Below are 24537 nucleotides of genomic sequence, written 5' to 3'. Positions count from 1 at the left end.
AACAATCTCTTTTTGGGAATTTACAACTTTGCAAACATAGGAGCTATCGGAACGAAGCAATCTAAAATAAAATTCTCACAGACTGATGTTTGTGAGGATTTTTACATATATTACCAATAATTTTTAATCAGTTATAATTCCTTCGCTTCCTCACAATGATTATTAATAATCCCAGTAATCAAAAATTTATTGTTTCTTTTTTCAAAGAAAATGTACCAAGTGGTTCGGTTATTGGCTTTATAAAAAACGTAGTTGGAGCCTAGATATTTTAAGTTTTCGGGAGTTGATTTGTGTATGCTTAATTTAATATTTTCAGGAACAGCATCGTAAATTTTCGAAACATATTCTTCGGCATTTTCTATAAAACCAAAGTATTCTTTTTTGTATAAAATACGAACCAACTCATCAAGAAAATCAATTACCTGTGACGTGAAAATAATTTTTATTTTCCCCACCATTCCCTGATTCGTTTAATGGATTCAGCTTTGGCTTCTTCTAAAGTAAAACCATTTTCAAATTCGGTGTCAAAATCAAAAGCAGGTTTGCTTGCCGTTTCTTTTTTAGCATTGGAAACAGGATAAGATACCGAAGGTTCTTCGAGTTTAGACAGCGGTTCAATATTTTCTGATTTTTTCTTTGGAGAGTTCATACTCAAAAAGTTACAGTGCAAATTTACAAATAATTAGGTTATAATTTTACCCTCGTCGTGATACCAAGTTGGGACTGAAAAATGCAACTGAAAACTGATCACTAACTCCTAATCTTCTGTTCCCATTTCCAAGCGCTTGCCATAGCTTCTTCCAATGTAAATTGCGCTTTCCAGCCTAGAACATTATTCGCTTTATCGGTATTGGCATAAGCCGAAGTGATGTCGCCTTCTCTACGTGGCACGATCTTGTAAGGTAATTTTAGTCCGCTTACTTTCTCGAAAGCGTGAATCACTTCCAGCACTGAACTTCCTGTTCCCGTTCCCAGATTGAAGATTTCCACTTTATCCAAATTCTTTTTATCCAATAGTCGTTGCAAAGCGATAACGTGGGCTTTCGCCAAATCGACCACGTGAATGTAATCGCGAATGCAGGTTCCGTCAGGCGTTGGATAATCGTCGCCGTAAACGGATAATTCTTGACGCAATCCGAAACCGGTTTGGGTAATAAACGGCACCAAATTCTGTGGAACGCCAATAGGCAATTCGCCAATTTCGGCTGATGGATGCGCACCAATCGGGTTGAAATATCTCAATAAAATCGCGTTGATATTGGTTACTTTGGCGACATCGGTAATGATTTCCTCGCCTATTTGTTTGGTGTTTCCGTAAGGTGACATCGCTGGTTGTATGGAAGCGTCTTCGGTAATGGGCATTTTTTCGGCCTGACCGTAAACCGTGCAGGACGAACTGAAAATGAAGTTGGCTTCCGGTTTTTTCTGCAATTCCTGTAGCAAATAAACCAGTGTATTGATGTTGTTTTCATAATACTCTAACGGTTTTCCAACGCTTTCGCCAACGGCTTTTGAAGCTGCAAAATGGATTACTCCCGATATATCGTGATGCCTTATGAAAAAATCCTGCACTTTTGCTTTATCGCGCAAATCCAACTTTTCGAATGCCGTGTTTATTCCTGTAATATTGGCAATTCCGTCCAATACTTTCAATGATGAGTTTGAAAGATCATCAATAATTATGACTTCAAAACCCTCATTTTGCAATTCGACCACGGTATGCGAACCGATAAAACCTAAACCTCCTGTTACTAGTATTTTCATATTTATTTTTATGTTGTAGGTAATTTAAAAGCTTGTCTAGCAATTAACAACCACTTATTTTTTTGTTTTTGCCAAACAAGCATTATCCCAATTTTTATATCCTTGTCAATTCCGCTATCTTTGGTATGAGCGGCTAAATTATGGCGAACTATGGCGACATCTCCAATAATTTCAATGGTTTGATCTTGAAAATCAATTGTTACAAAATCAGATTCTCCATTAACAATTTTTTCTATAAAAACGGCTTGGTTTTGAACAACTCCACTAGAATGACAGTAACTTAAATCAGCAGAAGTTAATTCTTTTAATTTATCTCCATCAGCATCAATTAATGCTTGACGCAAAGTTTCGACGCGAGAGGCAACAGCTATTTCTTCCTTATTATTGGAACTATTTTGAGACCAACCTGAAAATTGAAATAAAATTACCGCAATTGTTGCCAAAATATATTTCATAATTATTTATTTAAAAATTCCAAAACACTATCCGTTATGAATTTGATTTGTTCATCGTCCAATTCTGTGTGCATTGGTAACGAAATCACTTCTTTTACCAGTTGATTGGTCACTGAAAAATTCTCTTCTTTATATCGTGAATCTAAATAGGCTTTTTGCAAGTGCAACGGAATTGGGTAGTAAATCGCACATGGAATGCCTTTGCCTAACAAATGTTGCATCAATGCATCTCTGTCGGCATTGATGATTCGCAAGGTATATTGGTGAAAAACGTGATCATTCTCGTTACTGTCAAACTCTGGAATTACAATTTTTGAATGTCCTGCAAAAGCCGAATTATATTTGGCCGCCGCTTCACGACGCGCAATATTGTACTGGTCAAGAAGTGGCAATTTTGCATTCAAAACCGCAGCTTGAACACTGTCTAACCGCGAATTTACGCCCACCACGTCGTGATGATATCGTTCGTACATTCCGTGGTTTACGATTCCCTTAATTTTGTGTGCCAAAGCATCGTCATTGGTAAAAATGGCACCGCCATCACCATAACACCCTAGATTTTTGGATGGGAAAAATGATGTGGACCCAACGTGTCCAATGGTTCCCGCTTTCTTTTTGGTTCCGTCAGAAAACTTGCAGTTGGCACCAATGGCTTGCGCATTATCTTCTATAACATAGAGATTGTGCGCTGCCGCAATTTGCATTATCGCTTCCATATTGGCGGTACGACCAAACAAATGTACCGGAACGATGGCTTTTGTTTTTGGCGTAATCGCTTTTTTTATTCCTTCGATGGAAATATTCATGTTTACCAAATCCACGTCGACCAAAACCGGCGTGAGTTGCAATAAAGCAATCACTTCGACGGTTGCGGCAAAGGTAAAATCGGCAGTGATTACCTCATCTCCGGGTTTTAAATCCAGTCCCATCATGGCAATTTGCAAAGCATCGGTGCCATTTGCGCAAGGAATTACGTGCTTTACGCCAAGATATTCTTCGAGATTTTTTTGAAATTGGTGGACTTGCGGTCCATTGATATAAGTATTGGTGTCGAGAACTTCTTGAATGGAAGCATTTACGGCGTCTTTTATTTTATCGTATTGACTTTTTAGGTCAACCATTTGGATTTTTTTCATTTATTCTTTGTTTAAAGTTTAAAGTTTAAGGTTTCTTGAAACAACAAACCCCTTCTCAAAACGAAGAACAAAAATAGTTATTTAATGAGTTTAAACCAATGAAACACACATTAAAAAAGATATTATTCCGATGGGATAAAAAAATGGGTTCCTGACAACCAAAATTTAAATATTTCTTTAGGAAGAAAATAATATAAAGAAAACGTATTTTAGCCGCAAAATGGTAATGATGCTTTTCCTTTATAATCTAATAGTTCAAATCGCCGATTTTTTATTGAAAATCGTGGCGTTTTTCAGCCCTAAAATTAAACTTTTTGTGGATGGACGGAAAGTTGTTTTTCCAGTTTTGGAACAAAAAATAAAGGCTTCTGACAAGACCATCTGGTTTCACGCCGCATCACTAGGAGAATACGAGCAAGGTTTGCCCGTAATCGAAAAAATAAAAGCGAAATATCCAAATCATAAAATCGTGCTCACTTTCTTTTCGCCTTCGGGTTATGAAGTGCGCAAAAACAATTCGGTTGCTGATGTTACGGTGTATTTGCCTTTGGATACCAAAAAAAATGCAAAACAATTTCTCGCTTTGGTTCATCCAGAAATGGCTTTATTTATTAAATATGAATATTGGCCAAATTATTTGAACGAACTACGGAAACTTGGAACGCCAACCTTTCTGGTTTCAGGGATTTTTAGAAAAAATCAGGTGTTCTTCAAATGGTATGGCGGATTTTACAGAAAAGCACTGAACACTTTCACCTATTTTTTTGTGCAAAATGAAAGTTCAAAAAATTTATTGTTGCAATTAGGCAAGACCAACGTAGCCGTTTCTGGCGACACTCGTTTTGATAGAGTTGCCGCGATTTTGGAAAAAGACAATTCTTTGGATTTTATTTCCCAATTCAAAAACGACACCTTAACCATTGTTGTTGGGAGTTCTTGGCCGAAAGACGAAAGCCTTCTAGTTGATTTTATCAATCAAATTTCCGGAAAAGTTAAATTCATCATTGCTCCACACAACATTAAAGCAGAACAAATTCAAGAGTTAAAAAATAGTATTTCCAAAAAAACAGTCTTATTTTCAGAAAAAGAAAGTAAAAATCTGGCAGATTTTGATGTTTTCATAATCGACACCATCGGAATTTTGACAAAAATTTACAGCTATGCCGATATTGCCTACGTAGGCGGAGGTTTCGGGAATCCTGGGGTTCACAATATACTCGAGCCTGCCACTTTTGGTGTTCCAATAGTTATTGGTCCAAATTTCAGCCATTTTGCCGAAGCAACGGCTTTGGTAAATATGGGAGGCTGTGTTTCGGTTTCGAATAAAAACGAACTTTACGAAGCCTTTTTCAGTTTGCTTAGCAATGATGACATCCGACATGAAAAAGGACATATTTGCAACACTTTTGTACAGATGAACAAAGGGGCAACGAATATCATTATGAAGAATATTTCGCAAACTAAATTATGTTAATTTTGTAGTCCTTTTTTATTTATGGCACAAAAAACAACAACTACCCACAATTGCATAATTTTACCATAAAAACAAAAGTTTGAATAGTAAATAATCCCTGACAGTTCTGCTACAGGCAAAATTATTAGTTGTAATTATATCCCGCAAAAAACGGCGCGTGACATCATTTATCCAATAAAAGAAGACTATTTCAAAAGATTGCTGCCTTCCCATTATAATTGGGATAAAAAAGAATATTGTGATTGAATATTATTTTTTAAAAAAAATATGAAAAAATATTTTAACTATTAAAAAATTTATATCTTTGCCCCGAATTAATAATTAACCTTTTATAATAAAGTAAGATGAAAAAAGTATTTTTAAGTTTAGCCGTTGTTGCTATGTTGACTGTTGTATCATGTAAAAAAGCTGAACCAGCAGCTACTGAAGGAGTTACTGTAGACACTACTGCTGTAGTTGTTGACACTACTGCTGTAGTAACTGATTCTACTACAACTACTGTTGTTACTGACACAACTGCTGTTACTCCAGCTGTTAAGAAGTAATTTTAAATTACGACAAAAAAATTATGCCACGCTTGCGTGGCTTTTTTTATGCCCTTTTCTAAACAATCTTGATTAAATCAATATCATCAATCAAGATTTGTAGGAAAAACAAAAAAGCCATACACATAAAAGTGCTATGGCTTTTTTAATAATTTACATTACTTCTTTAAACTCGATTAGAAAATCCTATCAACATAAAAAATGAGTAGGCATAAAAAAACCGCAAAGAATTAACAATTAAGTCTTTACGGTTTTACTAAGTACTCAGAGCGGGACTTGAACCCGCACGAACATTGCTGTTCACTGGATTTTAAGTCCAGCGTGTCTACCAATTTCACCATCCGAGCATTTTGCTTTTCGATGTTATATCTAATTTTTATAAAAAATTAATTAAATATAGCCACCATCCGAGCGTTTTTGCTTTTTGATGTTTATCTAATTTTTATAAAATTAAATATAACGCCATTCAGCAGTATGGTATTGAGCGAAAAACGGGGCTCGAACCCGCGACCTCGACCTTGGCAAGGTCGCGCTCTACCAACTGAGCTATTTTCGCATTCACATTCTAAAAAGAACACAATACTTATACCGTATTGCGGATGCAAATTTAATACATTAATTCAATTACACAAGTGTTTTTTATAAAAAATACATAGCCCAAAGTTAACCTTCTGATAACCCAAACTTTAAAATCAGCGAAACTATTTTTTGGTCAACATTCTTTTTATTTCATTGAGTTTCATCAAGGCTTCCACCGGGGTAATGGTGTTTATGTCCAGATTCAAAATCTCCTCCTTGATTTCTTCCAATAATGGATCGTCAAGATTAAAGAAACTCATTTGAATTTTATCCTTAGTGGATTTAATTCCACTCAACACTTCGCTTGAATGATCTTTTTCCAATTTTTTCAATAATTTTTGCGCCTTCAAGATCACGATTTGCGGCATTCCGGCCATTTTTGCCACGTGTATTCCAAAACTATGCGCACTTCCTCCTTTTACCAGTTTTCGAATAAAAAGTACCGTATCTTTCAACTCTTTGACAGAAACATTGTAATTCTGGATTCTAGGCAAAGATTCACTCATTTCATTCAGCTCGTGGTAATGCGTCGCAAAAAGTGTTTTAGGTTTTGAAGGGTATTCGTGTAAAAACTCGGCGATTGCCCAAGCGATGGAAATCCCGTCATAAGTACTTGTTCCTCTCCCAATTTCGTCCAACAATACCAAACTTCTATCCGAAATGTTGTTCAGGATAGAAGCCGTTTCGTTCATTTCGACCATAAAGGTGGATTCTCCCATCGAAATATTATCCGAAGCTCCAACTCTGGTGAATATTTTATCGACAATTCCCATTCTCACGCTATCTGCTGGAACAAAACTCCCCATTTGAGCCAAGAGCACTATCAAGGCAGTTTGACGCAAAATTGCTGATTTCCCAGACATATTGGGGCCGGTAATCATAATCAATTGTTGGGTTTCTCTATCCAAGAACACATCATTGGCGATATAAGGCATTCCAACCGGCAATTGCTTTTCGATAACCGGATGTCTTCCATTTTTTATTTCAAGCTCGAAAGTTTCATCCAATTCAGGGCAAACATATTTATTTTCGATGGCAAGTTGCGTGAAAGAACACAAACAATCCAATTGCGCCACCAAATTGGCATTCATTTGAACTGGTTTTATATACGTCGAAATCCAACTCACCAATTGTTCGAATAATTCGGACTCTATTTTATGAATTTTTTCTTCGGCACCAAGGATTTTCGTTTCATATTCCTTTAATTCCTCGGTAATATAACGCTCTGCATTGACCAAGGTTTGTTTACGAATCCATTCTGGCGGCACTTTATCTTTATGCGTATTTCGAACTTCAATATAATAACCAAATACGTTGTTGAATGATATTTTTAAAGAGGTAATCCCTGTCCGTTGTGATTCACGCAATTCAATTCCTTCCAAAAATTCCTTCCCAGAAGTCGAAATAGCTCTCAAATCATCTAATTCTTCATTGATTCCTTTAGCTATAGCATTTCCTTTGGCAATCGCCACAGGAGCGTCTTGGTTTAGGGTTGTTTTTATTTTTTCGCGCAATAAATCGCAACTATGAAGGCTATCACCAATAATTTTTACCGCTTCTTGAGGACTGTCTAACGCCAAAGTCTTTATTGGAATAATTGCATCCAAGGATTCTTTGAGATAAACGATTTCACGAGGCGAAACTTTTCCCGTAGCAATTTTCGAAATCAAGCGTTCTAAATCCGAAATTTGTTTAATTTGATGCTGAATCCTCTTCAGAACTTCCCGATTTTCTTTGAAATAGGAAACCACTTGGTGGCGATTTTTAATTTTATTTTGGTCTTTCAAAGGCAAAGCGAGCCATCGTTTTAGCAAACGACCTCCCATTGGCGAAAGCGTTTTATCAATAACGTCAAGAAGCGTGACTGCGTTGGGGTTATAACTGTGATACAATTCAAGATTCCGAATCGTAAAGCGATCCATCCAAACATATTCGTCTTCGGCAATACGTTGAATGGCTGTAATATGCTGCACTCTGTTGTGCTGTGTTTCGGATAAATAATATAAAATGGCCCCCGAAGCAATAATTCCTTCATGCAATTCTTCGATTCCAAAACCTTTCAAGGACGCTGTTTGAAAATGTTTGGTCAGGATTTCGAAAGCGTAATCCTCTTTATAAATCCAATCTTCCAGATAAAAATTGTGGTAATCATCACCAAAAGTTTCCCGAAAATCATTTTTATTATTTTTCGGAATCAGGACTTCACTGGGATTAAAATTTTGAAGTAGTTTGTCAATGTATTCGGCATTGCCTTGAGAAGTGAGAAATTCACCTGTAGAAATATCCAAAAATGAAATCCCTATAGATTTATTGGCAAAATAAACAGCCGCTAAAAAATTATTCGTTTTCGATTGTAAAACCTCATCATTCATCGAAACTCCTGGTGTGACAAGTTCCGTCACGCCACGTTTCACGATGGTTTTGGTCATTTTTGGATCTTCGAGTTGGTCGCAAATCGCCACCCGAAGCCCCGCTTTCACTAATTTTGGCAAATAGGTGTTCAAGGAATGATGCGGGAAACCAGCCAAAGCAGTTTCGGTAGCTGAACCTGCACCTCGCTTGGTCAATACAATTCCAAGAATTTTTGAAGCACGAACGGCATCTTCGCCAAATGTTTCATAAAAATCCCCCACTCGAAACAACAAACACGCATCAGGATATTTCCTTTTGATTTCGTTATATTGCTTCATTAAAGGCGTTTCCTTAACCAATTTCTCTTTAGATGACAAAATTTATTTTTTAAATTTACTAGAAAGCGAATTTATATATTTTATGGGGAATAATTAACCTTGGAGAAATTTAAAATATTTTTAAGGAAAATTTAAGATGTAGTTTCGATTTTTTACATAAATTTGTCTTTCAATTTTAAAAAAAATTAAAGATGAAAAAAATAATTACACTTTCAATAGCTCTTTTGGCATTTACTTTTTCTAATGCACAAGAAACTGCAAAAATCACAAAATCTATTAAAAAAACAGCAGCGGTTACAACTCCAAAAGTACAAGGTGCCGGAATGGTTTTTGACACTGAAACTATCGATTACGGAACAATTGCACACAATGCTGAGCCAAATCGCAAATTTGAATTTACAAACAATGGTAACAAACCATTGATCATCACAAATACTCAAGGATCATGCGGATGTACTGTTCCTACTACACCTAAAGAACCAATTGCCCCAGGTGCAAGAGGTGTCATTGGCGTAAGATATGCAACTGACAGAATTGGTGCTTTTACAAAAACAGTTACGGTGTCTTCAAATGCTGAAGGAATGCCATCAAAAGTACTTACTATAAAAGGGACAGTTTTGCCAGACCCAACAAAATAGTTTTTCTATTAGAAATAACCTAAAGGCTTCCTATAACTAGGAAGCCTTTTTTATAATTTATTGCCAAAGAATATGAGAAAGCTAGAAAACAGCGAACTCGGTCGAAAATCCATTGAGGCTTTTAAACAATCAGAAAAAACCCCTCTTATTTTGGTGCTGGATGATGTTCGCAGTTTACACAATATTGGTTCGGTATTTAGGACGGCAGATGCTTTTTTGATTGAAAAAATATATTTGTGCGGCATAACTGCCACTCCCCCAAACAAGGAAATTCACAAAACGGCACTCGGCGCCACCGAAACGGTAACTTGGGAACACAACGTGGATGTTTTAAAAGTTATTGAAAACTTAAAAAAAGAAAGTGTTACGGTACTTGCCATCGAACAAGTGGAAAGTGCCATTTTTCTACAAGATTTCAAAGTGGAGAAAAATAAAAAATACGCTTTGGTTTTCGGAAACGAAGTGTATGGAGTATCGCAGGACGCTGTTGCACTATGCGACGGCTGTATCGAAATTCCGCAACTGGGAACCAAACATTCCTTAAACATTTCGGTAAGTGCAGGTATCGTGGTTTGGGATTTATTCGAAAAAATGAATTGGAATTTGTAGATTTGTTAAAACATTTGTTTTACACAAAACCATTTAATTAGCCAATTTATCATATAATTGACCTAATTATTTTTTGCAAATTAATTTGCCATGAAAAAATTACTCTTTCTTGTTTTACTTCTATCTAATTTTTTTGGACACGCCCAATATACTGCAATTCCAGATGCAAATTTTGAAAAAGCACTTATTAATAAAGGTATCGATAGTGGTGTTATTGACGGCAAGGTACTTAAGGCAAACATTATTGGATTGACTGATTTGAATTTGTTTGGAGAAAACATTATGGATTTAACTGGCATACAAAGTTTTGTGAGCTTAAAAACTTTAGAATGTGGTCAAAATTTATTTACTAGTATCGACCTATCAAAAAATACTTCTTTGGAATATTTAGATTGTACGCTTAATAAATTAACTAGTTTAGATGTTAGCAAAAATTTAAAGTTGACTAATTTAGTTTGTGAAGGTAGTCAATTAACAAACCTAGATGTTTCTAAAAATACTGCATTGAAATACTTAAATTGTGGAGGTAGTCAATTAACAAACCTAGATGTTTCTAAAAACATGGCTCTGGGATTATTAATTTGCAGAAGGAATCAATTGACAAGTTTAGATGTTTCAAATAATAAATTATTGCTTTATATTGATTGTATTTATAATAATTTAATCAATCTAAATTTAAAAAATGGGAATAATGTTGCGATGGGTGGAGCAGGTGTGTTGTTACAATTTAACCCCAATCTCAACTGCATACAAGTTGATAATACAGCATATTCTGACACCAACTGGTCTTACTATAAAGACACAACTGCAAGTTATTCTGAAAACTGTAGCAAAATAGCATCCATAACTCCCCCCGTAATCACAGCAACAGACAATCAAATCTATTGCCCAGGAACATCTTTAAAAATAGCCCAAACTATATCCATAACAAATGATCCCGCTGAACCTAGTACTGATGCTGTTTATATTCAGGTGTCTTCGGGATATGTAAACGGTCAAGATCAATTAACTCTTGCCAATCCAACTGCACATTTAAACATTACCACAAGTTGGGATGTTGCAGCAGGAAAATTAAAATTATACAGTCCGTCAGGTCTAAAAATTCCTTACACAGATTTTGTTGCTGCTATAAAAGATGTTGAATTTAGTAATTCATCAACTTCGCCATCAGGAGTTAGAAATTTCTCTATCACTATTGGTCAGGCCAATTATCTTCCGTCCACTGGACATTATTATCAATTTGTTTCAAGCATAGGTATTAAATGGACTGATGCAAAAGCAGCAGCTGAATTGCTTAATTATTATGGGTTGAAAGGCTATTTAGCCACACTTTTATCATTGGACGAAGCAAAATTATCAGGTGAACAAGCTAATGGAGCAGGATGGATTGGTGGTAGTGATGCCGCAGTAGAAGGCACTTGGAGATGGGTAACCGGCCCTGAAGGCCTCGCTAATGGAGGAGCAGGAATTGTTTTTTGGAATGGAACAGGTAATGGTTCAACACCTAATTTCGCCTATTGGAACACCGACAATAACGAGCCTAACCAAGCTGGAGATGAAGATTATGCACATATTAAATCAAATAATGTTCCAGGAGTTCCAGGCACTTGGAATGATTTATCCAATTCAGGCCAACTAAGTGGAGATTATCAACCTAAAGGATATATTGTAGAATATGGAGGAATGCCTGGAGATCCAACTCTTCAAATTTCGGCGAGTACTACAATGACAATGGCAAAAATTACAGTGACAACACCAAGTCCTACTATTTGTGCATCATCAACTACTACGCTTCAAGCAAGCACAACAACTGGAACAATAAACTGGTATGATGCTGCTTCAAATGGTACTTTCCTAGGAACTGGCAATAGTTACACAACTCCCCAACTTTATACTACCACCACCTATTATATTGATAACGGATGTACTCCGAGAACTCCGGTCACAGTAACCGTTAATCCATTACCTACTGCGAATTCGGTAATAATTCCAAGGCAATGCGATGACAATCAAGATGGAAAATTCACTTTTAACACTGCTGCCCTTGAGTCTACTTTATTAAATGGACAAACAAACGTGACAGTTACTTATTTTGACCAAACCAATAATCCGTTAAAAGATGCAAACGGAAATTTGATTATTAGTCCATTCCCCACCAGTTTCACCACAACATCACAAACCATAAAAGCCGTTGTGACAAACAATTCCCCTTTACACTGTTTTGACGAAACAACCATTCCATTTATTGTGGACGATTTACCGGAAGCTTTTGCCGTTCCTGCATCCTTAACCACGACCTGTGATGACGAACCAAATCCTATTAATCAAGACGGAAAATTTGCATTTGACACTTCTACATTCCAGGCTACCATTCTAGGAGGACAAACCGGAATGACGGTAACTTATACTTTACAAAACGGAACTGAACTTTCAACTTTAGCGCCAACTTTTATAACCGGAACTCAAAATGTTTTAGTAACAGTAACAAATCCAACAAACACAAACTGCACCGCAACAACAACTCTGAATTTTGTTGTGAATCCTTTACCAATCGTCAACAATGTTACCATTGTTCAATGTGATACTGACTTGTTTTCGGACGGAAAGACTCTTTTTAATTTGACAGTAAAAAATAATGAAATTTCTGCAAATTACACGAATGAAAATTTTACTTATTACACCTCTTCAGCTGGAGCGAATAATCGTCTGTCAACCGATCTAATTTCAAATGATTTGGCTTTTGAAAATACAACACCATCCACAATGGATGTTTGGGCGAGAGTTGCCAATAAAAATACCGGTTGTTTTAGTGTTGCCAAACTAACATTAAAAGTTCCTACAACCAATCTTCTTCCTTCTTATAAAATCACAGTACCTCCTGTTTGCGATGATTTTTTAGATACTAACGGAAACAATAATGCCAACAATGACAATAGGGACGGAATTGCAACTTTTGATTTTTCTTGGACAAAAGCAACAATACTAGCCCAACTACCCCTAACTCAAGACTACACTATTAATTACTACAGAAACAAAGCTGACGCCTTAGCCCAACTCAATGTAATTGCCGATATTTCAAATTATAGAAATATTGAGTATCCCAATTCACAGGATATTTGGGTCAGAGTAGAAAGTAGTTTTGACAATTCTTGCGTTGGATTAGGCCCTTATATTACTTTAAATGTCGAGGCTTTACCTTTTGCCAATTCAGTGACAATTCCAAGGCAATGTGATGACAATCAAGATGGAATAGTCACTTTTAACACTAGCTCTCTTGAGTCTACTTTATTAAAAGGACAAACAAATGTATCGGTTGCTTATTTTGATGCTGCAAATAATCCATTAAAAGATGTAAATGGAATTTTAATCACCAGTCAATTTCCAGCTAGTTTCACAACAAAATCACAAACGATAAAAGCCGTTGTGACGAACAAAACAACTTTAAAATGTTATGACGAAACAAACATTCAATTTATTGTTGACGTTTTACCTCAAGCTTTCGCTATTGCTCCAACCCTAACAACGACCTGTGATGACGAACTGGATCCTTTGAATCAAGATGGGAAATTCGCTTTTGATACATCAACATTCGAAGCCACTATTCTGGGAGGACAAACCGGAATGACTGTTAACTATTTTGATAAAAATGGCAATCTGCTGCCGAGTCCTTTACCAAATCCGTTTGTAACAGGAACTCAAAATATAACTGTCACAGTAAAAAATCCTATAAACACGAACTGTACTGCAACAACAACTTTAAATTTTGTCGTTAATCCAATTCCAAAAATCAATTTGAATACCAATGGCGGCGAAAATGAATTGGTTTGTTCTAATCTTCCCGCTTTTTTTGTACAACTCGATGCAGGAATTCAAGATGGATCTTCTACAAGCAATTACACCTACGTTTGGTCAAAAGACGGAAGCGTTTTGATAGGTAAAACTGCACCAACATTACCCGTTAATACCGAAGGAACTTTCACTGTCGAGGTAACAAATGGTTCTGGTTGCAGTAGAATTCGAACCATAAAAGTTACCGCTTCGGATTTGGCACATATTGAAAGCATTGAAATTGTGGATTTAACCGATATAAATACAGTTACCGTAAATGTAACGGGAAAAGGAAAATACGAATTTAGCTTGGATGAACCTAGCGGATTTTGGCAAGACTCCAATTTCTTTGATAATGTACCCGCAGGAATTCACGAAGTTTTTATCAATGACAAAAATGGTTGTGGCGTTGTCAGTAAAACTGTTGCCGTAATAGGCGCTCCAAAATTCTTTACTCCGAACAATGACGGTTACAACGATTATTGGAGTGTAAAAGGAGTGAATGCAACTTACAATTCAAAATCGATAATCTACATTTTTGACCGGTATGGGAAACTCATAAAACAGTGGGTTCCTTATTTAAATCAAGGTTGGGATGGCACCTTCAACGGAACCCCTTTACCTTCAGATGATTATTGGTTTACCCTAAAATTAGAAGACGGCAGAGAGGCAAAAGGTCATTTTTCGTTAAAAAGGTAAAAATTGAATTGGATTTTTCTTTGCTAATTTTCTTTTGGATTTCGTCCAAAATAGAAAGATCGTCTTCCTGATTTTTAACAAAATCACAATCAGAACCCTCTTTGTTTAGTCTTAAAATCTTCGGCTATTTTTGTAGTCAAAGTTGTTTTTTTCACTCCAATAGTCCCTACACTGGACTTTCTAAATCCTGTACTACTTTACAAACACTTTGATCTGGCGATATTTCAAGCAGTTCCGATATATTTTTTTGAAAAACGGGATGTTTCCAGTCTAAATTCAAATCCAGCATTGGCAGCAAAACAAACTTTCTGTTTTGCATCAACGGATGTGGAATCTGGAGCTCTTCGGAATCAACAATTGCTGAATCGAAAGTAATCAAATCGATGTCGATAATCCGAGATTGATAGCCTAACGTATCGCCACGAACACGACCCAATTGTCTTTCAATCTTCAAAATTGTAGTTAAAATTTTGTGCGCCGAATCAAAAGTATGCAAAACCAAGGCACAATTATAGAATGCATCGCTGTCAAAACCCCAAGACGGCGTTTCATATAGCCTTGAAACCTTGATCACCGTTCCAATTTCCTGATGTATCAATTGCAAGCAATGCTTTATGTTTTCAAGACGATTGCCCTGATTCGTTCCTAGAGATAAAACGATCTGATGTTGTGGTTTCATATTAACCACAAATTAACTAAAACAATTTTAGAATAGAACTATATTTGCACGACGTGTTGATAACTAATTTTACGGTTTTTAAATTTAAATTTGTAACATTTCAACCTTTTTTGCTACTTATTAAAAAATATGATTATGAAATTCCTGGGAAATGTATTGGCGACCGTTGTTGGTATTTTTGTTTTTTTAATGTTGTTCGTTTTTGGAATAATAATTATTGTCACCATTTTTAGTGGTGATACCGAAATTGTGGAAGTAAAAAGCAATTCGGTCATCGAACTCAACTTGGAACACATTAAAAACGACTATGCCGGAAAATACAAGGATCCTTGGATGACCATTTTGTCCGATGGAGAAAAAGTAGGTCTTACAGATATTATCAACGCCATCGAAAAAGCAAAAACGGATAATGACATCAAAGGAATTTCGATTTTAAATGACGAATCTTCTTTAGGAATAGCTCAAAGAAAATCATTGCGTGACGCATTGGAAGATTTTAAAAAATCAGGGAAATTTGTTATGGCTTATGCCAATTCTTATTCTCAAAAGGAATATTATTTGAATTCTGTTGCCAATACGGTTTACTTGAATCCAGTTGGCGATTTGGATTTCAAGGGATTATCAGCCGAAATCATGTTTTTCAAGGATTTTCAGGATAAAACCGGCGTCAAAATGGAAGTAATACGCCACGGAAAGTACAAAAGTGCCGTAGAACCTTTTCTTGAAAACAAAATGAGTGATGCCAACAGAGAACAAACTTTGGCATTGTTGAATGCCGTTTGGAGTAGCGTCACAAACGACATCTCGAAAAGCAGAAATGTTTCCGTGGCAAAATTGAACGAAATTGCCAGCGGACTTCTTGCCAGAACACCCGAAATGGCAAAAGCTCAAAAACTAGTGGATGTTGTGGCTTACGAAGATGTCTATCATAATGCCATCAAAAAAGCCTTGAAAGTGGACAAAGACGATGATTACAACAAAATAAGTGTTATGGATTATGCCAGAAAAGTGGCCACCACTTCGAAAACCTTGGAAACTAAAGATAAAATCGCCATTATTTATGCACAAGGAGAAATCAAAAGTGGCGAAGGCGATGTTAACGTTATTGGCGAAGGCTCGATGCGTCGCTCATTAAAAGAAGCAAGAGAAGACAAGAATGTAAAAGCCATCGTGCTTCGAATTAATAGTCCCGGCGGGAATGCCTTGACATCCGATTTGATTTGGAGAGAAATCGAATTGACCAAAAAAGTGAAACCCGTGGTAGTCTCCATGGGAAATTATGCCGCTTCCGGAGGATATTATATTGCTTGTAACGCCAATAAAATTTTTGCCGAAAACAGCACCATCACCGGTTCAATAGGTGTTTTTGGAATATTGCCGAATTTTACCCAGCTGGCAACAAAAATTGGCTTGCATTCAGAACAGGTAAAAACCAATGAAAACGCCGCCGAATACAGTCCGTTTTTACCCTTGGACGAAAAATTCAAAGCCGTTACACTTGAGGGTGTGGAACATATTTACAAAACATTTGTAACGCACGTTGCCGAAGGACGAAAAATGACATTTGCTCAAGTGGATGCTATTGCACAGGGAAGAGTTTGGGCTGGTTCTGAAGCCGTAAAAATAGGACTTGTCGATAAAATTGGCAGTATGGACGACGCCGTTCACGAGGCTGCAGCCTTGGCAAAAGTAAAAAAATACAACACCCAAAATTATCCGGAATTCGAAAAAGATATAAACGATATTTTAGAGCATCTGCCATTTGCAAAATCTAAAGAAAACTTTATAAAAGAAGAATTAGGAGAGGAAACCTTTAAAATAATGGAGCAGATAAAAAGAGTCCAATCTCAAAAAGGAATTCAGGCAATGATGCCTTTTGAAATTACTATTCAATAAATTATACCGTGTCGCTATATATTAATCCGTTCAATAAAATTATTGAACGGATTTTTTTATTCTGGGAAGTTTCTAAAACCTTGTAGGTATAAATGAAGAAAATTATAATAAAAACCTACAAGGTTTCTAAAACCTTGCAGGATAAACACTTATTTTTGCAAAGCCAGGCAAGGTTTTGATAATCCATTTAAAATCAAAAAATCGCATTATGTTAAAAAAAATATTACTAATCGTCGGAATTATAATTGTGTTACTTGCAGCAACATTGTTTGCCATTCCTTATTTTTTTAAGGACGAAATAAAAACTAAAATCGCCCAATCCATCAACGAAAATGTTGATGCTAAAGTCAGTTTTGCCGATGCCGATTTGAGCTTGTTTAAAAATTTCCCCAACGCCAGCGTTACCTTGGATAAATTAGTCATTATCAACAAAGCGCCATTTGAAGGTGATACCTTGATTTCGCTGGGTGAATTGAATTTAAAAATGTCTATCAAGGAACTTTTTAAAGGAAAAGACGAATCAATGAATATTGAAGGAATTTCGTCCAAAAATGGACTCATAAACATCATCTTCAATAAAGACGGAATCGGGAATTTTGATATTGCCTTAAAAAACAAAAAAGACAAAGACACCACCAAAAACAAACCATTGGCATTAAAAATCCAGAATTATAAAATCGAGAATTTCAAGTTTCGGTATTTCGACGAAAGTTCGAAAATAAAAATGACAATCGATAGTTTGAACCACGAAGGAACCGGAGATTTTGCCGCACAGAAACTGGATTTAAACACAAAATCTACGGCAAGAATTTCCCTGAATATGGATAAAGTCAATTACATGAAAAATGTGTCCCTGACTTTGGACGCCGTTTTAGGCATTGATTTAGAAAAGCGCCAATACACTTTCAAGGAAAATAAGGCATTAATCAATCAATTGCCGCTGGAATTTGATGGATTTATTCAAATGGTTGATGCGGGTCAGGAATATGATTTGAAATTCAAAACGCCCACTTCCTCATTCAAAAATTTCTTGGGACTTATTCCATCGGCATACTCTTCAAGCTTGGATAATGTAAAAACAACCGGTGATTTTACCGTTGTAGGTTTTGCCAAAGGATTATATTCGGACACAACAGTGCCAAAATTCAACATCCAAATCGCCTCAAACAATGCTTCTTTTCAGTATCCCAACTTGCCGAAATCAGTACGGAATATTATAATCGATACCAAAATTATCAACGAAACCGGTATTTTGAACGACACTTACGTCAACCTCGATAAATTATCTTTCGCAATAGATCAGGACGTTTTTAACGCCAAGGCCAATATCAGAAACATCACCCAAAACGCATTGGTCGATGCCGCTTTGAAAGGAACCGTCAATTTAGGGAATTTGTCAAAAGCCTATCCCATAAAATTAGCCAAACCGTTATCTGGCATACTAAAAGCTGACGTAACCACCAAATTCGATATGCAATCGGTGGAGAAAAGCCAATACCAAAACATCAATAATGCCGGAACGATGAGTTTGTCCGGTTTTAACTATGCGGATGAAAATGGCAAAACAATGACCATTAGCAATGCCTTGGTAGTGTTCAATCCGAATCAAGTCAATTTGAAACAATTTAACGCGACGACCGGAAAAAGCGACATTAGCGTAACCGGAGTTTTGGATAATTTTTATGGTTTTATGTTTAAAAACCAGGAGTTGAAAGGAAACTTCAATATGAATTCCAACCAATTGGCAGTCAGTGATTTTATGACTTCGGGCAAAACCGCTAAAACGGACCCGAGCGACAGCGAACAGGCGAAGCAAACTAAAAAAGCGGAAGCGATGAAGATTCCGGCTTTCTTGAATTGTACCCTTACAGCAAAAGCAAATACGGTTTTATACGACAACTTGACGATGAAAGATGTCTCTGGAAAATTGATTGTTAAGGACGAAAAAGTGACCTTGGAAAACGTAAAATCTTCCATTTTTGGGGGAACGATTGCCGTAAATGGTGCGGTTTCCACCAAAGGAAAAGTACCAACATTCGATATGAATTTAGGGCTGAACCAAGTCGATATAGCGCAATCCTTCACCCAATTGCAGATGCTTAAAAAAATCGCCCCAATTGCCGGAATCATCAACGGAAAACTGAACTCGACCATCAAATTCAATGGAAATCTTGATGCGATAGCCTTGACTCCCGATTTGAAAACCCTTTCCGGTGATTTATTGGGACAACTGCTTTCGACAACTGTAAATGCCAATAATTCGACCTTGTTGACGGCATTGAGTTCCAACGTGAAATTTCTCGATTTGAATAAACTTAATTTGAATGATGTAAAAGCGACGCTTTCCTTCAAGGACGGAAAAGTAAACGTGAAACCTTTTGACATCAAATACCAAGACATCAAAGCGACTATTGGCGGAACGCATGGTTTTGACCAAACTATGAATTACAACGTGAAATTGGATGTGCCGGCAAAATATCTTGGCTCTGAAGCCAACGCCTTAATTTCAAAATTATCTCCAGCCGATGCGGCAAAATTGGATAATATTCCAATAAACGCCTTGTTGACGGGAAGTTTTAGCAGTCCAAAAATTTCAACCGACATGAAAAGTGCGGTTACCAATTTGACCAATCAATTGGTTAAACAGCAAAAAGAAAAATTGGTCAAACAAGGAACCTCGGCTCTGACTGATTTAATCAATAAAAACACAACAAAGCCAAGCGACACCACTAAAACTGCAACTCCAAAAGAAGATATCAAAGCCAAGGCAAGCGATTTGCTAAACAGCTTTTTCAAGAAAAAGAAATAAGATTTTTTGGATATTACGTCATTCCGACAAAGGAGGAATCTCAGCTATAATTATGAGATCCCTCCTTTGACGGAATGACAATTTTACACGGGTTTAAAAAGATAAATTGTTCAATGGAAACCCATTGATTACAATGAAATTTTTACCCCATACCCCTCAGAACTACGAACATTAAAAACCGTTCCGTCCTCAAAAATTAAATATTGTCCTTTAATTCCAGTGAGTTTCCCCTGAAAACGGGGTGTTTTCTCTAAACTCAAACTGTTTACTTTGTTTGGATAGTCCAAAACAGGATAATGCATTTCGTATAAATCATTTTTCTGCAAATGGAAATATTCCTGAACTTCGGCGGGAATTAAATTTTCGACTTTCAATCTTTCTGTGATTAAATCAACTTGATCGACTTGATTTGTCAACATTTTGCGCCAATTGGTTTTGTCGGCATAATGGTTTTTCAGGGCGACTTCGGTAATTCCTGCCAAATACCGATTGGGAACTTCCACTATGGAAATCGCTTGGGTTGCGCCTTGATCAATCCATCGTGTGGGCATTTGTGTTTTTCGTGTCACACCCACTTTTACTTCGCTTGACAATGCCAAATAAACAATATGTGGTTGCAATTGGACTTTTTCTTCGTAAATCAAATCCCTGTCTTGAATGCCAAGATGAGCCGTGCTAAGTTCGGGTTTCATAATCCAATCGCCAACAGCTGGACTGGAGTAAAAACAATCATAGCAAAATCCCTGGCGGAATATTTTTTTCTTTTTGCCGCAATTCAAACATTGGTAGCCCTGAAAAGAGATTTCCAGCTCTTTATTTAATAACTGATTTACATTCAAAAAACTATTTTCAAAAACCAAATAATATTGAATTGGATTTCCAAACTCGGTTTGCATTTTAGTAAGTATGCCTTCGTATTGCATATATTAGATTTACGATATTTGATATTAGATTTTAAATAGAGAAAGTTAAAAAAAAACACTATTTTTGATAACGTCGTAAAGTTAGCTTTTGTTACTCGATATTCAAATCAAATATCGTAAATCAAATATCGTAAATCAGAAAAATGCCGCTACCTATAATCAATTCGTTTGCCTCTTGGGTTCTGAAACAAAGGATTCACCAGATAGAACTTTTCCTTAAATATCCCAATGAGGTTCAGGGGGAATTGCTGATGAACTTGATTCGAGACTCAGAAAATACCATTATAGGTCAACAATATGGCTATACTTCGATAAATTCATACGAAACATTCGCCGAAAGAGTTCCTGTCTCTACCTACGAAGAATTGCAACCCCTGATAGAACGCACCCGAAAAGGTGAGCAAAACGTGTTCTGGGAAACACCCATAAAATGGTTTGCCAAATCAAGCGGAACGACCAATGCCAAAAGCAAATTTATTCCTGTAAGCAATGAAGCATTGGAAGATTGCCATTATAAAGGAAGCAAGGATTTGTTGTGTTTGTATTTGAATAACAATGAAAATTCCGAAATGTTTTTGGGAAAAAGCCTTCGCCTTGGCGGAAGCTCACAAATATATGAAGACAACAATACTTTTTTTGGCGATTTATCCGCCATATTGATAGAAAATATGCCTATTTGGGCTGAATACAGCAGCACTCCAAACAACAAAATTTCGTTGATGAGTAACTGGGAAACGAAACTATCATCCATAATAAGAGAAACCAAAAACGAAAATGTAACCAGTTTTGCGGGAGTGCCTTCGTGGATGCTGGTTTTAATGAATAAATTACTCGAAGAAACGGGCAAAGGAAATTTATTGGAACTATGGCCAAATTTGGAAGTTTATTTCCATGGCGGAGTGAATTTTGAACCTTACCGCGAACAATACCAAAAAATACTTCCGAAAAAAGATTTCAAATATTACGAAATATACAATGCTTCCGAAGGATTTTTTGCCATTCAGGATTTAAATAATTCCAGTGATTTATTGCTGATGCTGGATTACGGAATTTTCTATGAATTTATTCCAATGGATACTTTTGGAACTCCGGATCAAAAAATTATTCGATTGTCTGAAGTGGAACTTTTTAAAAATTATGCCATAGTCATTACCACAAATTCAGGTTTATGGCGTTATTTGATAGGCGATACGGTGCGTTTTACTTCATTAGATCCATACCGAATTCGGGTGACAGGCAGAACCAAACATCACATTAATGTTTTTGGTGAAGAACTAATGGTCGAAAATGCCGACCAAGCCATTGCCAAAGCCTGTCATATAACAAAAACAGAGGTAGTCGATTATACCGTTGCCCCAGTTTTCATGAAAGACAAAGAAAAAGGGGCACATGAATGGATGATTGAATTCAAGAAAAATCCCGAAAATAGCGCCGAATTTCGAAAAGTTCTCGACGAAACACTTCAATCCCTAAATTCCGATTATGAAGCAAAGCGATATAATAATATGACGTTGAATCCGTTAGTGCTAAATATGGCAAGACCAAACTTGTTTTACGATTGGTTGAAAGAAAAAGACAAACTGGGCGGACAACATAAAATTCCGAGATTGTCCAACCAAAGAGACTACTTGGAACAATTGAAAAATATGCAATTTTCTGTGTCAGGCGTAATATAATTTTATAACTTTGTCATTATGAAGCAAATAACTGTAAATATTAAAGATAACAAATATAACTTTTTTTTAGAATTATTAAAAAGTATGGAATTTGTGTCCATTGTAGATGAAGAGGATTGGCATGAAAATCTTTCTGTTAATGAAAAAAAAACAATTCAAAGAGGAATTAAAGATTTGGAAAATGGAAGAATACATTCTCACGAAGAAGTTATGGCAATTTCAAAAAGAAGAATAGCAGATTTAAAAAACAGTAAATGAAAATTGTATGGTCTGATTTAGCTAAAGAATATTACATTTATATTATTGAAAAACTTTTTGAAAAATGGAATATTGCAATTGTTGAAAGATTTGAGAGCGAAACCATTGTATTAATTTCTAAAATAGCAGATTATAACCACATTTGTCCACAAGCAAAGATTGTTAATTATCATAAATGCATTATAAACAAACATATTTCCTTAATATACAGAATTCAAAATAACACATTAGAAATTATCACTTTTCTGTTTAATCAATCTGACCATTTATATTAATGAAAAAAATAATTTCAATATTTTTTCTTATAGTTTTTTTGACTTCATGCGGACCACATAGAATGGGTTGTGGCGCACGAGGAATTTGTAAGACTTCAGAAAGGCAAATTCTAAACTATTATAAAATAAATAACGATACACAAACAGTGAAAATTTGAACAAAAAAAATCCCGTCTTGAAATTTTCAATACGGGATTCTGATTTTATCTATAATTACAACATTTACTCCTCTTGCATCATATCAATATGTCTGTCGTGATACCCCAATAGATATAAAATACCGTCGAGACCTAGACTAGAGATTGAACTGTCTGCATTTTCTTTTACTTTCGGTTTAGCGTGAAAAGCAATTCCTAAACCTGCCAAGTTCAACATAGGCAAATCATTCGCACCATCACCCACAGCAATGGTTTGGTTGATATGTATGCCTTCTTTTTCTGCAATGGCTTTTAGATATTCGGCTTTCTTTTGACCATCAACAATTTCTCCTAAATATTTTCCTGTTAGTACGCCGTCTTTAATTTCCAATTGATTGGCATAAACATAATCAATCCCTAATTCCTTTTGTAAATAATCACCAAAGTAGGTGAATCCTCCAGATAAAATAGCGGTTTTATAGCCGTAATATTTTAAGGCCCTCATCAAGCGATGTGCTCCTTTTGTTATGGGTAAATTTTCAGCCACTTTTTGCAGTACCTCTTCACTCAAGCCTTCCAACAAAGCCATACGTTTTTTGAAGCTTTCGCTAAAATCAATTTCGCCATTCATCGCCGATTCGGTAATGGCTCTGACTTGCTCACCCACACCTGCCAACTCTGCCAGTTCATCAATTACTTCTGTTTGAATTAAGGTAGAATCCATATCAAAACACACCAAACGTCTGTTTCTTCTATACATATTATCTTCTTGAAAAGAGATATCGACATCTAAGGTTCTGGAAATTTCCATAAAATTAGCAGTCATCAATGTTTTATCGACAATTGTACCCGTTACGGATAATTGTATGCAGGAACGAGGATATTCTTCTTTTTCAACCACCGAAGTTCTACCCGTTAATCTTATAATAGAATCTATATTCAAATTTTGGTCTGACATTATTTTGGTCACAGCCGCCAATTGTGCAGCGGTCAATGTTTCCCCCAAAACATTGATGATATAGCGTTGCTTGCTTTGTGCTTTTACCCAAATTTCATAATCAGGAATGGAAATTGGAACAAACTTAACATTAATACCTAATTCATAAGCTTTGAACAACAAATCTTTCAAAACGGCTGCCGAACTAGATCCTGCTTTTATTTCAAATAAAATGCCCAAAGATAGCGTGTCGTGAATATCCGCTTGACCAATATCTAAAACAACGGCATCATAAGTAGCCAATATAGATGTTAAACCAGCTGTAACCCCCGGTTTGTCCTGACCAGAAACTTTTAACAAAATAATCTCTTTATCTACTATTGCCATTTTTATTTAATTGATTTATACAATGGGCAAAAATCGACAATCTATTGCTTATAAAAAAGAATATTGAGTATTTTTTTGGAGAGAGAAAATAGAAGTTTAAACTTGCTTTTAAAGTAACGAACAATAACACGATATCATATTCG

20 protein-coding genes and 2 tRNA genes are annotated in these 24537 nt (G+C 36.1%); 11 read left to right on the top strand and 11 right to left on the bottom strand.

Annotation, left to right across the window (positions count from 1 at the left end):
* Nucleotides 1-131 precede the first annotated feature (131 nt).
* The 5 genes from B2145_RS08650 to B2145_RS08630 form a co-directional block, all read right to left on the bottom strand.
* Nucleotides 132-458, bottom strand: coding sequence for a hypothetical protein (locus B2145_RS08650; protein ID WP_291101014.1), 327 nt, complete (start codon nt 456-458; stop codon nt 132-134).
* Nucleotides 443-649, bottom strand: a complete 207-nt coding sequence (locus B2145_RS08645; protein ID WP_291101011.1) for a hypothetical protein — start codon at nt 647-649, stop codon at nt 443-445. The genes B2145_RS08650 and B2145_RS08645 overlap by 16 nt, the downstream gene beginning before the upstream one ends.
* Nucleotides 650-750: 101 nt before the next feature.
* Nucleotides 751-1764 (bottom strand): UDP-glucose 4-epimerase GalE, encoded by a 1014-nt coding sequence (gene galE, locus B2145_RS08640; RefSeq protein ID WP_291101008.1) that lies wholly within the window; start codon nt 1762-1764, stop codon nt 751-753.
* 8 nt (nt 1765-1772) lie between these two features.
* Nucleotides 1773-2219, bottom strand: a complete 447-nt coding sequence (locus B2145_RS08635) for a nuclear transport factor 2 family protein (protein ID WP_291101005.1) — start codon at nt 2217-2219, stop codon at nt 1773-1775.
* A gap of 2 nt (nt 2220-2221) precedes the next feature.
* Nucleotides 2222-3355, bottom strand: a complete 1134-nt coding sequence (locus B2145_RS08630; RefSeq protein ID WP_291101002.1) for a DegT/DnrJ/EryC1/StrS family aminotransferase — start codon at nt 3353-3355, stop codon at nt 2222-2224.
* Nucleotides 3356-3584: 229 nt separating this feature from the next.
* Here B2145_RS08630 and B2145_RS08625 point away from each other — a divergent pair, with 229 nt between their 5' ends.
* Both B2145_RS08625 and B2145_RS08620 read left to right on the top strand, forming a co-directional pair.
* On the top strand, nt 3585-4829 hold the full coding sequence (locus B2145_RS08625) for a 3-deoxy-D-manno-octulosonic acid transferase (RefSeq protein WP_291101032.1): 1245 nt from the start codon (nt 3585-3587) through the stop codon (nt 4827-4829).
* Nucleotides 4830-5173: 344 nt separating this feature from the next.
* Nucleotides 5174-5374, top strand: coding sequence for a hypothetical protein (locus B2145_RS08620; protein WP_291100999.1), 201 nt, complete (start codon nt 5174-5176; stop codon nt 5372-5374).
* 261 nt (nt 5375-5635) lie between these two features.
* On the opposite strand, the gene B2145_RS08615 is transcribed toward B2145_RS08620, so the two are convergent.
* From B2145_RS08615 to mutS, 3 genes are all read right to left on the bottom strand, one after another.
* Nucleotides 5636-5721, bottom strand: a tRNA-Leu gene (locus tag B2145_RS08615).
* Between the two features lie 136 nt (nt 5722-5857).
* A tRNA-Gly gene (locus tag B2145_RS08610) sits at nt 5858-5930 on the bottom strand.
* A 145-nt stretch (nt 5931-6075) separates the two neighbouring features.
* On the bottom strand, nt 6076-8682 hold the full coding sequence (mutS, locus tag B2145_RS08605) for a DNA mismatch repair protein MutS (protein WP_291100996.1): 2607 nt from the start codon (nt 8680-8682) through the stop codon (nt 6076-6078).
* A gap of 152 nt (nt 8683-8834) precedes the next feature.
* On the opposite strand from mutS, the gene B2145_RS08600 reads away from it, so the two are divergent.
* The 3 genes from B2145_RS08600 (at nt 8835) to B2145_RS08590 (ending at nt 14417) form a co-directional block, all read left to right on the top strand.
* Nucleotides 8835-9281 (top strand): DUF1573 domain-containing protein, encoded by a 447-nt coding sequence (locus B2145_RS08600; RefSeq protein ID WP_291100993.1) that lies wholly within the window; start codon nt 8835-8837, stop codon nt 9279-9281.
* Between the two features lie 72 nt (nt 9282-9353).
* Entirely contained in the window at nt 9354-9890 is a 537-nt protein-coding gene (locus tag B2145_RS08595) for an RNA methyltransferase (protein ID WP_291100990.1), read from the top strand.
* A 90-nt stretch (nt 9891-9980) separates the two neighbouring features.
* Nucleotides 9981-14417 carry a T9SS type B sorting domain-containing protein gene (locus B2145_RS08590; RefSeq protein ID WP_291100987.1) on the top strand — a complete coding sequence of 1479 codons (4437 nt, stop codon included), beginning with the start codon at nt 9981-9983 and terminating at the stop codon, nt 14415-14417.
* A gap of 166 nt (nt 14418-14583) precedes the next feature.
* Here the strand turns inward: B2145_RS08590 and folK are convergent, their stop codons facing one another.
* Complete coding sequence (folK, locus tag B2145_RS08585; protein WP_291100983.1) at nt 14584-15096, bottom strand: 2-amino-4-hydroxy-6-hydroxymethyldihydropteridine diphosphokinase; 513 nt, start codon at nt 15094-15096, stop codon at nt 14584-14586.
* A 135-nt stretch (nt 15097-15231) separates the two neighbouring features.
* Here folK and sppA point away from each other — a divergent pair, with 135 nt between their 5' ends.
* Both sppA and B2145_RS08575 read left to right on the top strand, forming a co-directional pair.
* Nucleotides 15232-16992, top strand: a complete 1761-nt coding sequence (gene sppA / locus B2145_RS08580) for a signal peptide peptidase SppA (RefSeq protein WP_291100980.1) — start codon at nt 15232-15234, stop codon at nt 16990-16992.
* A 208-nt stretch (nt 16993-17200) separates the two neighbouring features.
* The gene (locus tag B2145_RS08575) at nt 17201-19801 is read left to right on the top strand and encodes an AsmA-like C-terminal region-containing protein (protein WP_291100978.1); all 2601 of its coding nucleotides are present in this window, start codon (nt 17201-17203) and stop codon (nt 19799-19801) included.
* 128 nt (nt 19802-19929) lie between these two features.
* Here the strand turns inward: B2145_RS08575 and B2145_RS08570 are convergent, their stop codons facing one another.
* Nucleotides 19930-20724 (bottom strand): DUF2797 domain-containing protein, encoded by a 795-nt coding sequence (locus B2145_RS08570; RefSeq protein ID WP_291100975.1) that lies wholly within the window; start codon nt 20722-20724, stop codon nt 19930-19932.
* A gap of 143 nt (nt 20725-20867) precedes the next feature.
* Here B2145_RS08570 and B2145_RS08565 point away from each other — a divergent pair, with 143 nt between their 5' ends.
* From B2145_RS08565 to B2145_RS17725, 4 genes are read left to right on the top strand one after another with little or no spacing between them, the layout of a single operon-like run.
* A complete protein-coding gene (locus B2145_RS08565) occupies nt 20868-22400 on the top strand; it encodes a GH3 auxin-responsive promoter family protein (RefSeq protein ID WP_291100972.1) in 1533 nt (510 codons plus the stop codon).
* Nucleotides 22401-22418: 18 nt separating this feature from the next.
* Complete coding sequence (locus B2145_RS08560; RefSeq protein WP_291100968.1) at nt 22419-22658, top strand: hypothetical protein; 240 nt, start codon at nt 22419-22421, stop codon at nt 22656-22658.
* Nucleotides 22655-22933 carry a type II toxin-antitoxin system RelE/ParE family toxin gene (locus tag B2145_RS08555; protein WP_291100965.1) on the top strand — a complete coding sequence of 93 codons (279 nt, stop codon included), beginning with the start codon at nt 22655-22657 and terminating at the stop codon, nt 22931-22933. Before B2145_RS08560 ends, B2145_RS08555 begins: the two co-directional genes overlap by 4 nt.
* Nucleotides 22933-23091: a lipoprotein gene (locus tag B2145_RS17725; protein ID WP_414654579.1), complete on the top strand. Its 159-nt coding sequence runs from the start codon at nt 22933-22935 to the stop codon at nt 23089-23091. The genes B2145_RS08555 and B2145_RS17725 overlap by 1 nt, the downstream gene beginning before the upstream one ends.
* Before the next feature lie 64 nt (nt 23092-23155).
* On the opposite strand, the gene serB is transcribed toward B2145_RS17725, so the two are convergent.
* A complete protein-coding gene (serB, locus tag B2145_RS08550; protein ID WP_291100962.1) occupies nt 23156-24394 on the bottom strand; it encodes a phosphoserine phosphatase SerB in 1239 nt (412 codons plus the stop codon).
* Between the last annotated feature and the right edge of the window lie 143 nt (nt 24395-24537).

Origin of the sequence: Flavobacterium sp. UBA5153, assembly GCA_002413745.1 — a bacterium.
GTDB lineage: Bacteria > Bacteroidota > Bacteroidia > Flavobacteriales > Flavobacteriaceae > Flavobacterium.
The sequence above is the reverse complement of the archived record's forward strand: the minus strand, read 5'-3'. Positions and strand labels throughout refer to the sequence as shown.